We start from the raw sequence: 13,696 nt of genomic DNA, 5'->3' as shown, positions 1-13,696 counted from the left end.
GGTTGTTCAGCAGGTCGATGCCCAGGGAGTCGCCGGCGGCCTTGTAGTTGAAGTTGCAGCTGAGCTGGACCAGACCGCGTGCGTAGTACTTGTCGTTGCCGGCAAGGCAGCCGTACGACTGGGTGGTGTCGCAGTAGTGCGGGTAGTTGGCGGTGTTCTGCTCGACGACGTGGACGAGACCGGCGGTCTCGTCCACGTCGTCGAGCAGAACACCGCCAACTACCCGCACTACTGCGACACCACCCAGTCGTACGGCTGCCCGGCCGGCAACGACAAGTACTACGGACGCGGTCCGGTCCAGCTCAGCTGGAACTTCAACTACAAGGCCGCCGGCGACTCCCTGGGCATCGACCTGCTCAACAACCCCGACCTCGTGCAGAACGACGCGGCCGTCGCCTGGAAGACGGGCCTGTGGTACTGGAACACGCAGAGCGGGCCCGGCACGATGACCCCGCACGACGCCATGGCCAACGGCGCCGGGTTCGGTGAGACCATCCGTTCCATCAACGGCAGCCTGGAGTGCGACGGCGGCAACCCGGCGCAGGTCCAAAGCCGCATCGACACCTACCAGCACTTCACCCGGCTCCTCGGCGTCGAACCCGGCGGCAACCTCAGCTGCTGAGCCCGCCCGGTCCGCCGGGCGCCGCGTGCCGTGTGAAAGCGCTCCGGTCGCGGACAGGAGGGGGCCCCGGGCCCGTCCTCCCGCCCGCGACCGGAGCGCCGGCACGGGCGGATCCGCGTCGCTCCCCCGCGGGTCAGAGGAACCCGGTACGGGGGGCCGTGACCTCGAGGGTGTCCTTCACCAGGGCGAGCGCGGCGCCCAGCGGACTCGAACGTCCCCCGCTGACGACCACGTCGCCGGCCTCGGGGCAGCCGAACACCACGGCCTTCTCCGGCCCGACGAGCGCGTGCAGCGGGTCGCCGGGCTCCGTCTCCTCCAGCCGGACGCGGACGAGACGGGGCTCGTCCACGGACGCGCTCGCCACGGCCCGCAGGCGGCGCGCCCGGGCGACCGCGGCCGGCGCCGCCCGGGAGGCCCCCTCGTCCACCGGCTCCGCCCGCACCTCCACGGTCGCCGGATCCCACCCCCAGGCCAGCGCCGCCAGCAGCCGGACCTTCGTGGCGGCGTCCGCGCCGGACAGGTCGGACGACGGGTCCGCCTCCGCGATCCCGCGGCGCCGGGCCTCCCGGATCGCCTCGTCCAGCGAACGGCCCTCGGCGAGGCGGTCGAGGACGAACGTGGCGGTGCCGTTCGGGCAGGCCCGGATCGTCGTGCAGCCCATGCCGCGCAGCGAGGTCCTGGACAGGTCGCCCGCCGGCAGGGCGGCGCCCGTCGCCCCGGAGATCCTGATCATGCCGCCGGCCGCGCGGGCCGCCTCGTCGAGGTCCCGCCAGTGGCTGAGCAGGTGGCTCTTGGTGGCCGTGACCACGTGGACCCCCCTGCGCAGGGCGACGAGGGCTTCCTCCGCGGCGTGCCGCCGGAGCCGGGGTGAGGACGGGATCGCCTGGACGAACACCCGGGCGGCGGTCCGGTCGAGCGTGTCCTCCAGCGGGGCCCGCGGGCTCCACGCCGAGCGGGGCGGTACGGGCTCGCCCTCACGGAGCAGGCACTGCGCGGAACTCGCCCGGACGGCAGCAACGTTCACCCGCACGCCGTGCCGACGGGCAAGCTCGTCCCCCCGCCGCGCCAGGTACGCGACGAAGGCCCGGCCGACCGGACCGTATCCGGAGAGCACCACATCGGCCCGGCTCACTTCACGCATGGTTCCCCACTCCTCCTCGCCGCCCCGTACGGAGGACCAAGCCTCGCATTCCCCGGGGAGACCACCGGAGGCGAACCGGTCTCGCGCGGGAACCGGAGCCGGGTCCGCGGCCGCGGACCCGGCGGGGTGAGCGGTGCCCGGGCCCGGGAGCACGGGGCGGCCCCGGCCGGCCGCGGGACGCCGCGCTCCCGGCCGTGCCCGCGCACCGGCGCGGTCCGCCGGTTCCCCCCGGGAACGCCGCGCCGATCACCGGTGACCCCGGGCCCGTGTGAAGGTCCTTCCCGCCGGAGTGCCCCGGATCTACAGTAGGAAGCGCTTTCTATACGGTGGCCCTCGCGGGGCCGGAGAGGTGGGGCCCGATGGTCCGTACGGGAAGTACGGGAAGCACGGGGCGGGCGGGTGTGACGGCCGGGCCGACGCTGGCCGTCGTGGCCCGCGCGGCGGGGGTGTCGGTGCCGACCGCGTCCAAGGTGGTCAACGGACGCGAGGACGTGGCCCCGGACACCCGCCGCCGCGTCACGCAGGCCCTGGACCGGCTCGGCTACGTGCGGCGGCCCCGGTTCGACGGGGCGAGGGAGCCCCGCAGGGTGGACCTCGTGGTGGACTCGCTGGAGAGTTCGGGGGCCGGCGCGGTCCTCCACGGCGCGGAGGAGGCGGCGCACGACGCGGGTCTGGAGATCGTGGTGTCGGTGGCCCTGGCCCCCGGCCGCTCCGGGTCTCCGGAGCGGGGCTGGCTGGACAGGCCGGTGGCCCGCGGGTCGTCGGGGCTCCTGTTCAATCCGGCCGGCCTGGGCGCGCCCCAGTACGCCTGGCTGGAGAAGCACCGCATTCCGTTCGTGATGATCGACCCGGTGCTCGAGCCCCCGCCGGGCGTCGTGTCGGTGGGCGCGACGAACTGGCAGGGCGGGGTGACGGCGACCGAGCACTTACTGTCCCTCGGGCACGAGCGCATCGCCGTCGTCGCGGACCTCCGGCACACCATGTCCGGCGACGCCCGGGTCGCCGGCCACGGCTCGGCCCTCGCCCTGGCGGGCGTCCCCCAGCGCGCCGGATACGTCCGTCACGCCGGTTCCGGCGAGGCCTCGGCCCGGCACCGCACGCACGAGCTCCTCGATCTGCCCGAGCCTCCCACGGCCGTCTTCGCCTGCTCCGACCGGATGGCGCTCGGTGTCTACGAGGCCCTGGCCGAACGGGGACTGCGCGTGCCCGACGACATGAGCGTGATCGGTTTCGGCGACCTCCCCGAAGCCCGCTGGCTCGCCCCGCCGCTGACCACGGTCCGCCAGCCCCTGTCCGAGATGGCGGCCACGGCCCTGCGCCTCCTGGTCCGCATGATGGACGGCCACCGTCCGGAGAGCACCCGCACCGAACTCTCCACCCGCCTGGTGGAACGCGCGAGCACGGCACCGCCGCGCGGCTGACCCGTGCGCGTCCGTGTCCGATTCCTTCAAGACCGGGGAGGCGGGGCGCGCCTACGGTGGTCCCATGAGTGCACGATTCGATGCCATCGGGCTGGTCGTCTCCGACATGGGCGCCTCGGTCGCCTTCTACCGGCGGCTCGGGTTCGCGTTTCCCGAGGGGTCCGAGGACCAGGGGCACGCGGAGGCGGAACTGCCGGGCGGTCTGCGGTTGCTGTTGGACACCGAGGAGGTCGTCCGGTCGTTCCGCACCGGGTGGGAGCCGCCTCCGGGCGAGGGACGGGTGTCGCTCGCCCTGCGGTGCGACAGCCCCGCGGAAGTGGATTCCCTGTACGAGGAGTTGGTGGCGAGCGGCTGCCGGAGCGAGCTGAAGCCGTGGGACGCGGTGTGGGGACAGCGGTACGCCACCGTCCTCGACCCGGACGGCAACGGGATCGACCTGTTCGCGCCACTGGCCGCGGTCCGAGGTCCGTCCGGCGGATCGAGCCGGGGCTGACCGGCGGTGTCCGTGCGGCTGGGGCGAGTGGGGTCCGGCATGATCCGCCGGACGGGCCCTAGCCCCGGGAAGCCAGGAGCTCGCCCAGGGGCAGGCCCGTCAGGTTTCGTACCTCGCGGGACAGGTGGGCCTGGTCCGCGTAGCCGGTGCGGGCGGCCGTCTCCGCGTACGGGGTGCCCCCGCGGGCCAGGGCGAGAGCGCGGCGGAAGCGGAGGATGCGGGCCAGGGTCTTGGGGCCGTAGCCGAACGCGGCGAGCGAGCGGCGGTACAACTGGCGTGGGCTGATTCCGAGTTCGTCGGCGGTCCCGGCGACCGGGCGGCCCGCGTCCAGGGCCGCCACGACGTGCCGGAGCATCGGGTCGGGCGGGGCGGCGGCTTCGGCCGCCCGTCTCAGGGCCAGGTCCTCCAGGCCGCGCGCCGGGTCGGCCGCCGCGTTCACCCGGGCGGTCGCCCGGCGCACCTCCGCCGCCGGCCAGAGGTCCGCCAGGTCCGGCCGCCGGTCGCGCAGTTCGTGCGCGGGGACGCCCAGAAGGGCGGGGGCGGTGCCGGGGTGGAAGCGGATGCCCACCCAGGGGCCCGCCATGCCGTCCTCGGTGAGGTGGGCGCGGGTGTCGGGGCCCGCGACCAGCAGGCGTCCGTCGTGCCACAGCAGGTCCATGCAGCCGTCGGGGAGCACCCGGTCCGCTCCGGCACCGGTGCCGGCGAGGGTGTTGGTCCACAGGACCGCGTCCGGCAGCCGTGACGCCCGTTCGCTGTACACGCCGTCCAGGCTACGCGGCCCGGGTCCGCCCCTCCTGCGGGCCGAGACCGTACGTCGGTTCGAGGGCCGGCGACGGGGCGAAGGCGCTGCCGTGGCCGACGGGGCGGGCGGATCGCGCCGGGGGCGCCGCCCGTGGCGCGCAGACGGTCCGGGGCGGGGCGCGGCCGCAGCCGGTCGCCGCTGCCCGGCACCGGCCGGGCCTCGTCGCGGACGAGGAGCGTCGCGGTCAGCGGGGCGCGGTCAGCGGGGCGCGGTCCTCGATCCGGACCGGCCGGGGCGGGCCGGGACAGACCCTGATCATGACCGCGCCACGAGCCCGAGGGTCTTCCGGCAGGCCGGTGAGGGCGTCCACGGACCTCGGCGTGGAGACGGGCCGAGGGCGCCGGCCCGAGCGGTGCCCTCCGGTCCCCTCGGCCCGCCCCTGCCCCTGGTTCCGCCCCTTCTACTTCTCCTCGCCCGGCGGGGACGGCGAGGACGGCGGGGACGGCGGTGGCGCCGGATCCGTCGTCCCCGCCTCCTCCCCGTTGCGCGGGGGATGGGTGTGGCTGTTCCTCGCGTGGGCGCGCAGGCGGGCCGTGACGTCCTCCGGGGGCAGGAAGCGGGACCAGCGTTCGGGGAACTCGGCGGGCATGTCGGGATCTGCCTCGTCGTCGTCGTCCACCGCGGCGGTGCGGGCGACGTACTCGGCGACCTGCGCCTGCCGGACCCGTTCGTTCGCCTCACGGGCGGCGGCGGTCGCGGCGGCCGGCCAGACCCGGTCGATCGCGGCGTTGACCGCGGCTCCGACGAGCACGGCGAAGGCGGAGACGCCGATCCACAGCAGGACGGCGACGGGGGCGGCGAGGGAACCGTAGATGGTGGGGCCCTCGATGACGCTGGTCAGGTAGATCCGCAGCAGGAAGCTGCCGAACACCCACATGGCGAGGGCGACCAGCGCGCCGGGCACGTCCTCGATCCACGGGGACCGCACGGGCACGGAGACGTGGTACAGCGTGGTCAGGAAGGCCACCGACAGCAGGATGACCACGGGCCAGTAGAGGATCTGCACGAGCGTCGTCGACCAGGGGACGACGCTGACCACGGCGTCGGGGCCGGCCACCATGAGGGGCAGGGCGACCGAGCCGATCAGCAGGGCCACGATGAACAGCAGGAAGGCCAGCAGCCGGGTCTTGACGATGCCGCGCATGCCGTCGAGGCCGTACATGACGGTGATGGTGTCGATGAAGACGTCCACCGCCCGGGAACCCGACCACACGGCGAAGAAGAAGCCGAGGGAGATGACGTCGGGCCGGCCGCCCTTCATCACGTCGTTCAGGATCGGCTCGGCGATCTGGCTCACGCCCTGGTCGGACAGCACCGTGCGGGAGGCCTCGACGATGTTGGTGCGCAGGCTCTGGGTGGTCTCGGCGCCGATCCAGACGTCGACGTAACCGAGCAGGCCGATCATGCTGAGCAGCAGCGGGGGCACCGACAGCAGGGTGAAGAAAGCCGCCTCCGCGGCCAGGCCCAGGATCCGGTACTCCATGCAGGAGTTGACGGTGTCCTTGAGCAGCAGCCAGGCGGTCCTGCGTTTGGAGACGTTGCGGTACAGGGCTCGGGCCCGGTGGAGTCGACCGGATGGTGCGTCGGGGGGTTCGCTTGCTGGCTGCACGGACCTAAGGTAACCGTCGTGCCTGGTCGGCCTCACCCGAAGGGTCGCGCGGCGACCGCCCGGCGGCCGCGGGGCGGTCACCCGGTGGCCGCTGCGCGATCGGGGGCGCCCGCGGGGTGATGCGGAGGACGGCGGCGGGTAGGTTCGTGTTCATGGCAGGTACCACGCACACCGTGACCAACCAGGCGCCGCCGCTGGTGCAGTACGACGTGTTCACCGCCGACCGGGCGCTGACGGAGGCCGTCGAACGGCATCTGGACCCGTCGCTGCTGGACGAGGGCCTGTCCGAACTGTCGGCGCTCGGACGCACCTCCGGCTCCGCCCAGGTACAGGAGTGGGGGGTGCAGGCCAACGAGAACCCGCCCCGGCTGCGCACCCACGACCGGTACGGGCACCGGATCGACGAGGTCGACTTCCATCCCGCCTGGCACCGGCTGCTCGGCAAGGGCGTCTCGGCGGGCCTGACGAGTGCGTGGGCGCGGCCGGGCGGGCACGTGCGGCGGGCCGCGGGGTTCGTGGTGTGGTCGCAGGTCGAGGCGGGGAACGGCTGCCCGCTGTCGATGACGCACGCGGCCGTGCCCGCCCTGCGCACCGACCCGGCGCTCGCCGCCGAGTGGGAGCCGCGGCTGACGTCGATGGTGTACGACCGGGCGCTGCGGCCCGCCCGCGAGAAGCCCGGTGTGCTCTTCGGGATGGGCATGACGGAGAAGCAGGGCGGCAGCGACGTACGGGCGAACACGACGTCCGCGCGGCCGCTGGCCGAGGACGGGACGTACGAACTGACCGGGCACAAGTGGTTCTGCTCGGCGCCGATGTCGGACGCGTTCCTGGTGCTGGCGCAGGCCCCCGGGGGGCTCACCTGTTTCCTGGTGCCGCGCGTGCTCGAGGACGGCGCGCGCAACGTGTTCATGCTCCAGCGGCTCAAGGACAAGCTGGGCAACCGGTCCAACGCGTCCGCGGAGGTCGAGTTCGCGGGGACCTGGGCGCGGCGGGTCGGGGACGAGGGGCACGGGGTGCGCACCATCATCGGCATGGTGGCGGCGACCCGGCTGGACTGCGTCCTGGGCTCGGCGGGACTCATGCGGCAGGCCGTGGCCCAGGCGGTGCACCACTGCACGTACCGGGAGGCGTTCGGCGGCAAGCTGGTCGACAAGCCGCTGATGCGCAACGTCCTGGCCGACCTCGCCCTGGAGTCGGAGGCGGCCACCACGCTGGCGCTGCGGCTCGCCGCGGCCTACGACGACGGCAGCGAGCGGGAGCGGGCGCTGCTGCGGATCGCGGTGCCGGTCGCCAAGTACTGGGTGACCAAGCGGTGCGCGCCCTTGGCGGTGGAGGCGGCGGAGTGCCTGGGCGGCAACGGGTACGTGGAGGAGTCGGGGATGCCCCGGCTGGTGCGCGAGTCCCCGCTGAACTCGGTGTGGGAGGGCGCGGGCAACGTCCAGGCGCTGGACGTGCTGCGCGCGCTGGGGCGGGACCCGCGGGTGCTGGACGCGTACCTCGGCGAGGTCGGGCGGGCGCGCGGGGCCGATCACCGGCTGGACGGCGCGATCAAGGACCTGCTGGCCGAGCTGGCCGACCTGGAGGGTGCCGAGGGGCGCGCGCGGCGGCTCGTGGAGCGGCTCGCGCTGGTGCTCCAGGGCTCGCTGCTGGTGCGGTACGCGCCGCCGCAGGTCGCCGACGCGTTCTGCGCGGCGCGGCTGGGCGGTGACGGGGGCGCGGCCTTCGGCACGCTGCCGCCCACCCTCGACCTCGCGACGGTGGTGGAACGGGCCCGGCCGGAGGTGTGAGACGGCCGCGGGACGCCGTTCGGACCAGGCCGGCCCCGGGGAGCGGGCGGGGCGACCCGGCCGGTACGGACCGGCTCCGGCGGCCACGGCACGGCAACCCGGTGGTGACGCGGGGGTGGTGCTGCGCCGACACGGCACCACCCCCGCCGCACGGGCTCCTCGGAGCCGTGGACGCCGCTCGGGGCGGCGTGACTCAAGTTTCGAGCAGTACGGGGCGATCCACCAGGGTTGCAGGGGGTTGCAACGTGCCGCCGTGCGCTGCCGCCCGTTTCCGTGCCCGGTGGCACCGGACGATCCCGCGGGGACCGCACGGCACTGTGGGACCGGCGACAGCCGGAACGGATCCCGGGGGCGCGGCCGGCCGGCCCCCGTCATGCCGAACCGCTGTACCTGCCGGCCGTGCGGCGGTCCGGCCGCAGCGCCGCGGACCCGGCCGGGGACGTGTTCGGGGAGCCGGCCCGTACGGTGACGGTGCGCGCCGAGATGTCCAGGATGCGGCGCCGTCCGGGCGGGCTGCTGGAGCACCGGCCGTACCGGTTCGCGAGGAGCGCCGAGGCCGACGTCCTGCTCCCGGACGACCCGCGTGACCTGCTGCCGCACTCGACGGCCCCGGCCGGCCGGGGCCCGCGGCCCTGACACCCGGGCGCGGCACGGCAACGCCCGTCCGGGCGGGTGTTCTCCGGATTTCCCGGGTCCTCGTGCCTTCGCGGGGTCGTCTGCCGTAGCATCGCTCCCCGGGCCACCCTCACCTGCTCCACGGTCGGACGGTCGGATCGCCGGACGCAGTCGGCCCGCCTCGGGAGGACGTTATGAAGCATCGCGGCAGACATCGCCGGCGCAGGCGGGGCAAGGCGCTGCGGGCGACGCTCGCCGGGACCGCTCTCGCGCTCACCGCGGCGGCCACCCTGATCAGCACGTCGCAGGCCACCGACGCCGACGACCCCGGGGCGCTGAAGCCGCTCACGGCGTCCGAGGAGACCGCGCCGCTGCGGCTGTCCGAGGACCACGTGCCGCCGGAGTGGCTCGACCGGCTCTCCTCCGAGATGGGCGGGCCCGTAGGCGTCCGGGCCGTGCTCGACGACACCGACGGCTCCCTGCGCGGGGCGGAGTCCTGTACGGACGACGACCGGCGCGCGCTGCCCGTCGAACCCGCCGCCACCCGCGCGTACTGCTGGGACGGCGCCGACGTCGAGGGCTGGCGTCCCGGCGCCGTCACCACGTCCGGGGACGCCGACGACGACGGCCGCTGGGGCCCCAGCCGGGTGGTGCTCTCCGCCTGGAGCCGGGACGGCACCACGGCGGACGGCACCGCCGCGGACAGCCCCGCCGTGCCGGCCGCCGGCGCGGGACGGGGACTGGCCCGGGTGGCGTTCATCGACGCCGGCGAGCCCGACGACCTGCGCTACACCTGGGCGCAGCTCGCCGTCCCGGTCGCCGGGGGGCGGGACTACCGGGGGCTGGTGTCCCCCGTGACGGGCATGGTCTGGTACCAGGACAAGCTGCTGGTCACCGCCGGGCGGGGGGACGGCAGCGCGCTGTACGTGTACGACGTGGACCGCGTCCAGCGGGCCACCGTGGACGGTGCGACGGTCGGGCGGGTGCCCGGCGGCTGGTCGGCGGCCGGGGCGCGGTACGTCCTGCCCGCCGTCGCCGCGTACCGGACGGCCGGCGCGGACGCCCCGCGGCCGGGCGGCATCTCCCTGGACCGCAGCACGGCGCCGGACAGCCTGGTCGCGCACGAGGCGGTCCCCGAGGACCACGACGGGCCGACCCGTCTGTGGCGGTACGCGTTCGACGACGGCGAGGCCCGGGCGGGGCTGCTGGCCACGGACCCGCTGCTGAAGGCGGAACCCGTCTCGGCGTACGAGACGGAGCTGACCCACGTGCACAGCGTGCTGTCGTACGGCGCGGGCTGGTACCTGGGCCGGACGACCGGGACGGCGGACGAGCGCGGAACGCTGTGGCGGCAGGACACGGAGGGAGCCCGGCCCACCCGGTGTGGGGCGGACGAGACGCACCGCTGCTGGAGCGGCCCGTCGGAGTCCCTGTCCTACTGGCAGGAGACCGGCGAGGTGTGGTCCCAGTCCGGCCGCATGCTCTTCGCCCTCCCCCTGGAGGCCGTCGACGGCTCGCTGGACTAGGAGGTGCCCGGCGGCCCGTGCCGGGGCCCCGGGACCTGCCGCCGCTCCCGTCGCCGTGCAAACCGGGCGTTCGACAGATGTCCCCACCGGGTGGTTCCCTTTCCGGCATGACGACCATCGCCGTGACCACCTGGTCCCTGGAGCAGACCGCGCCCACCGATCTCCTGCCGGCCGCCCCGCCGGAGGGGGACGTGCGGGTCGTCCGCTCAGAGGTGCCGTCCCCGGAGTTCAGCCGCTTCCTGTACGCGTCGGTCGGCGGTGACATCCGCTGGACCGACCGGCTGGGCTGGACGTACGCGCGGTGGCTGGAGTACCTGGACCGGCCCGACGTGGAGACCTGGGTGGCGTACGACCGGGGGACGCCCGCGGGCTACGTGGAACTGGAGGCGCAGGACGACGGGGTCGTGGAGATCGTCTACTTCGGGCTGATCCCGGCCTTCCGGGGCCGGCGCGTCGGCGGGCACCTGCTGTCGTACGGCACCGCGCGGGCCTGGGACCTGGCGGAGCGCCGGCCGGACCGGAAACCGACCCGGCGGGTCTGGCTGCACACCTGCAGCAAGGACGGTGCGCACGCCATGGACAACTACCTCCGCCGGGGCTTCCGGCTGTTCGACACCAAGGTCGAGGACGAGCCCGAGGCCCCCACCCCGGGCCCGTGGCCGGGAGCCCACCCGGCCTGAGCACCCGGCCCGAGCACCGCGCCGCGCGGACGTTCCCGGGCACGGACCGCGCGGGGCCCGCTCCCCGGACCGCGCGGGCGGGACCGTCCGCGCCTCCTGTGACCAAGACCACCCACGTCTCCCATCGCGAGACGAAGTCGTCCGCATAATGGACGAAGCTGGACTGTGTCCAGATCTCCGTGCCACGCTTCCGTCATGCCTGGAACGGGAATCGCCTTGGTGAGTCGGCGTCATGTCGACCTCGGCCGCATGTCCAGCGCCATCTGTCCGGCGCGCTGAGAGCACGTTCAGCAGCACCCGGCACCTCCTCCGCACCGGTCCGCCCCGCTCGGTACCGCCCGGTTCCGCCCCGTTCCGCTCCGCTTCACGAACTCCCGCGCAACGCCGCGCACATGTACCCGTGCCCGTCATGCGCAGGTCAGAGCCGCATCCCCGCCTGTCCCGAAGGACGTATCAACCATGGCCGCCAGCCCGCAGAACCCTGCCGCCGCGACCCCCCGCCGCAAGGTGAGCCGTCACCGCGGAGAGGGCCAGTGGGCCGCGGGGCACTTCACGCCGCTCAACGGCAACGAGCAGTTCAAGAAGGACGACGACGGTCTCAACGTCCGGACACGTGTTGAGACGATCTACTCGAAGCGCGGATTCGACTCGATCGACCCCAACGACCTGCGCGGCCGCCTGCGCTGGTGGGGCCTGTACACGCAGCGCCGGCCCGGGATCGACGGCGGCCGCACCGGCGTGCTGGAGCCCGAGGAGCTCGAGGACCAGTACTTCATGATGCGGGTGCGCATCACCGGCGGGCGGCTCACCACCGAACAGCTGCGCGTGATCGGCGAGATCGCCGAGACCTACGCCCGCGGCACCGCCGACATCACCGACCGGCAGAACATCCAGTACCACTGGATCCGCATCGAGGACGTGCCCGCGATCTGGGAACGGCTCGAGGCGGTCGGCCTGTCCACCACGGAGGCCTGCGGCGACACCCCGCGCGGCATGCTCGGCTCCCCCGTCGCCGGGGTCGCCGAGGACGAGATCATCGACGGCTCGGCGGCGCTGGACGAGATCGCCCGCCGCTACATCGGCGACCCGCGCTTCTCCAACCTGCCGCGCAAGTTCAAGACGGCCGTCTCCGGCTCCCCGCTGCTGGACGTCGCCCACGAGATCAACGACGTGTCCTTCGTCGGCGTCGTCCACCCCGAGCACGGCCCCGGCTTCGACCTGTGGGTCGGCGGCGGCCTGTCGACCAACCCCAGGTTCGGGGTGCGGCTGGGCGCCTGGGTGCCCGAGGCGGACGTGCCCGAGGTGTGGGAAGGCGTCATCTCCATCTTCCGCGACCACGGCTACCGGCGGCTGCGCAACCGGGCGCGGCTGAAGTTCCTGGTCGCCGACTGGGGGCCGGAGAAGTTCCGCCAGGTCCTGGAGGACGACTACCTGAGCCGCAGGCTGGCCGACGGTCCGGCGCCCGAGATGCCCGCGCAGCGGTGGCGCGACCACATCGGGGTGCACCGCCAGAAGGACGGCCGGTTCTACGTCGGCTTCGCGCCGCGGGTGGGCCGCATGGACGGCTCGCTGCTCACCAAGGTCGCCGCGCTGGCCGAGGACCACGGCTCGGGGCGGGTCTCCACCACCGCCGAGCAGAAGATGATCGTCCTGGACGTGCCGCAGGACCGGGTCGACTCGCTCGTCGACGGCCTGGAGGCGCTGGACCTGCGGGTCAAGCCGTCGCCCTTCCGGCGCGGCACGATGGCCTGCACCGGCATCGAGTTCTGCAAGCTCGCCATCGTGGAGACCAAGGAGCGCGGCAGCGAGCTCATCGACGAGCTGGAGCGCCGGCTGCCCGACTTCGGCGAGCCGCTCACCATCAACATCAACGGCTGCCCGAACGCCTGCGCCCGCATCCAGACCGCGGACATCGGTCTCAAGGGACAGCTGGTCACCGACGCCGAGGGCCGGCAGGTCAGCGGCTACCAGGTGCACCTGGGCGGCGCGCTCGGCCTGGAGCCGGCCTTCGGCCGCAAGGTGCGCGGCCTGAAGGTCACCTCGGACGAACTGCCGGACTACATCGAGCGGGTGCTGAAGCGCTTCGAGGCGGAGCGCGAGGACGGCGAGCGGTTCGCCACGTGGGCGGCCCGCGCGGACGCCGAGGCCCTGTCGTGAGCGAGCGGGCCGCGCCGTTCTACTGCCCGTACTGCGGCGACGAGGACCTGCGTCCCAGCGAGGAGGGGCACGGCGCCTGGGAGTGCGGGGCGTGCAACCGGGCCTTCCGGCTGAAGTTCCTCGGACTGCTCGCCCAGGGGATCGACCGGCCCGGCACGGGACCGGACACGGGAGGGGACCGGATATGACGACGGTTCGGGAAGAGCGCACCACCGACGAGTTGAGGGCACTGGCCGAGCGGGCGGGCCGCGACCTGGAGGACGCCTCCGCACCGGAGATCCTCCGGTGGGCCGTCGAGACCTTCGGCGGGCGCTTCTGCGTGACCTCCTCCATGGAGGACGCGGTGGTCGCCCACCTCGCCTCCCGCGTCCTGCCCGGCGTGGACGTGGTGTTCCTCGACACCGGCTACCACTTCGAGGAGACCATCGGCACCCGGGACGCCGTGGCAGCCGTGATGGACGTCAACGTCATCACGCTCACCCCGCGGCAGACCGTCGCCGAGCAGGACGCCGAGTACGGGCCGAGGCTGCACGACCGCGACCCCGACCTGTGCTGCGCGCTGCGCAAGGTGCGGCCGCTGGAGGAGGGTCTGCGGGGGTACACGGCCTGGGCGACCGGGCTGCGCCGCGACGAGTCCCCGACCCGGGCCGGCACCCCGGTCGTCGGCTGGGACGAGAAGCGGCGGAAGGTGAAGGTCTCCCCCATCGCCCGCTGGACCCAGGACGACGTGGACGCCTACGTCGCCGAGCACGGCGTGCTCACCAACCCGCTGCTGGCGGACGGTTACGCGTCGGTGGGCTGCGCCCCCTGCACCCGCCGGGTGCTGGAGGGCGCAGCCCACCG

13 protein-coding genes and 3 pseudogenes are annotated in these 13,696 nt (G+C 74.3%); 11 read left to right on the top strand and 5 right to left on the bottom strand.

Going from position 1 to position 13,696, the window contains the following annotated elements; genetic code table 11:
• The coding region (locus tag AOK18_RS32200) for a glycoside hydrolase family 19 protein (RefSeq protein ID WP_420865641.1) at positions 1 to 196 on the bottom strand (196 nt) is incomplete at its 3' end.
• On the opposite strand from AOK18_RS32200, the pseudogene AOK18_RS26165 reads away from it, so the two are divergent.
• Positions 176 to 622: pseudogene (locus AOK18_RS26165) on the top strand (chitinase); the annotation flags it as partial. The gene AOK18_RS32200 and the pseudogene AOK18_RS26165 sit on opposite strands and share 21 nt — an antisense overlap.
• Positions 623 to 755: 133 nt before the next feature.
• Here the strand turns inward: AOK18_RS26165 and AOK18_RS26160 are convergent.
• Positions 756 to 1,763: a homoserine dehydrogenase gene (locus AOK18_RS26160; RefSeq protein ID WP_055695943.1), complete on the bottom strand. Its 1,008-nt coding sequence runs from the start codon at positions 1,761 to 1,763 to the stop codon at positions 756 to 758.
• A gap of 359 nt (positions 1,764 to 2,122) precedes the next feature.
• On the opposite strand from AOK18_RS26160, the gene AOK18_RS26155 reads away from it, so the two are divergent.
• A complete protein-coding gene (locus AOK18_RS26155; RefSeq protein WP_055695942.1) occupies positions 2,123 to 3,184 on the top strand; it encodes a LacI family DNA-binding transcriptional regulator in 1,062 nt (353 codons plus the stop codon).
• 64 nt (positions 3,185 to 3,248) lie between these two features.
• A complete protein-coding gene (locus tag AOK18_RS26150) occupies positions 3,249 to 3,677 on the top strand; it encodes a VOC family protein (RefSeq protein WP_055695941.1) in 429 nt (142 codons plus the stop codon).
• A 58-nt stretch (positions 3,678 to 3,735) separates the two neighbouring features.
• Here the strand turns inward: AOK18_RS26150 and AOK18_RS26145 are convergent, their stop codons facing one another.
• The 3 genes and pseudogenes from AOK18_RS26145 to AOK18_RS26140 form a co-directional block, all read right to left on the bottom strand.
• Positions 3,736 to 4,437, bottom strand: coding sequence for a helix-turn-helix transcriptional regulator (locus AOK18_RS26145; protein ID WP_055695940.1), 702 nt, complete (start codon positions 4,435 to 4,437; stop codon positions 3,736 to 3,738).
• Between the two features lie 238 nt (positions 4,438 to 4,675).
• Positions 4,676 to 4,789: pseudogene (locus tag AOK18_RS35500) on the bottom strand (AraC family transcriptional regulator); the annotation flags it as partial.
• A 90-nt stretch (positions 4,790 to 4,879) separates the two neighbouring features.
• Positions 4,880 to 6,088: a YihY/virulence factor BrkB family protein gene (locus AOK18_RS26140; protein WP_079105187.1), complete on the bottom strand. Its 1,209-nt coding sequence runs from the start codon at positions 6,086 to 6,088 to the stop codon at positions 4,880 to 4,882.
• Between the two features lie 152 nt (positions 6,089 to 6,240).
• Here AOK18_RS26140 and AOK18_RS26135 point away from each other — a divergent pair, with 152 nt between their 5' ends.
• From AOK18_RS26135 to AOK18_RS26105, 8 genes and pseudogenes are all read left to right on the top strand, one after another.
• Positions 6,241 to 7,875: an acyl-CoA dehydrogenase family protein gene (locus tag AOK18_RS26135; protein WP_055695944.1), complete on the top strand. Its 1,635-nt coding sequence runs from the start codon at positions 6,241 to 6,243 to the stop codon at positions 7,873 to 7,875.
• Positions 7,876 to 8,235: 360 nt separating this feature from the next.
• Positions 8,236 to 8,511, top strand: a pseudogene (locus AOK18_RS26130) (transcriptional regulator); the annotation flags it as partial.
• A 173-nt stretch (positions 8,512 to 8,684) separates the two neighbouring features.
• The gene (locus AOK18_RS26125; RefSeq protein WP_055695938.1) at positions 8,685 to 10,016 is read left to right on the top strand and encodes a hypothetical protein; all 1,332 of its coding nucleotides are present in this window, start codon (positions 8,685 to 8,687) and stop codon (positions 10,014 to 10,016) included.
• Between the two features lie 107 nt (positions 10,017 to 10,123).
• The gene (locus AOK18_RS26120) at positions 10,124 to 10,696 is read left to right on the top strand and encodes a GNAT family N-acetyltransferase (RefSeq protein ID WP_055574864.1); all 573 of its coding nucleotides are present in this window, start codon (positions 10,124 to 10,126) and stop codon (positions 10,694 to 10,696) included.
• 195 nt (positions 10,697 to 10,891) lie between these two features.
• Positions 10,892 to 10,975 (top strand): putative leader peptide, encoded by an 84-nt coding sequence (locus AOK18_RS35495; protein WP_310887545.1) that lies wholly within the window; start codon positions 10,892 to 10,894, stop codon positions 10,973 to 10,975.
• Positions 10,976 to 11,155: 180 nt separating this feature from the next.
• Positions 11,156 to 12,853, top strand: coding sequence for a nitrite/sulfite reductase (locus AOK18_RS26115; protein ID WP_055695937.1), 1,698 nt, complete (start codon positions 11,156 to 11,158; stop codon positions 12,851 to 12,853).
• On the top strand, positions 12,850 to 13,041 hold the full coding sequence (locus tag AOK18_RS26110) for a hypothetical protein (RefSeq protein WP_055574866.1): 192 nt from the start codon (positions 12,850 to 12,852) through the stop codon (positions 13,039 to 13,041). The genes AOK18_RS26115 and AOK18_RS26110 overlap by 4 nt, the downstream gene beginning before the upstream one ends.
• Positions 13,038 to 13,696 (top strand): phosphoadenylyl-sulfate reductase (locus AOK18_RS26105; protein WP_055695936.1); only part of this gene is annotated, 659 nt, incomplete at its 3' end. The genes AOK18_RS26110 and AOK18_RS26105, both read left to right, overlap by 4 nt.

Origin of the sequence: Streptomyces prasinopilosus (assembly GCF_001419695.1) — a bacterium.
GTDB classification, from domain to species: domain Bacteria; phylum Actinomycetota; class Actinomycetes; order Streptomycetales; family Streptomycetaceae; genus Streptomyces; species Streptomyces prasinopilosus.
Note: the sequence above shows the minus strand (reverse complement) of the source record. Positions and strands in the feature narration are given on the sequence as shown.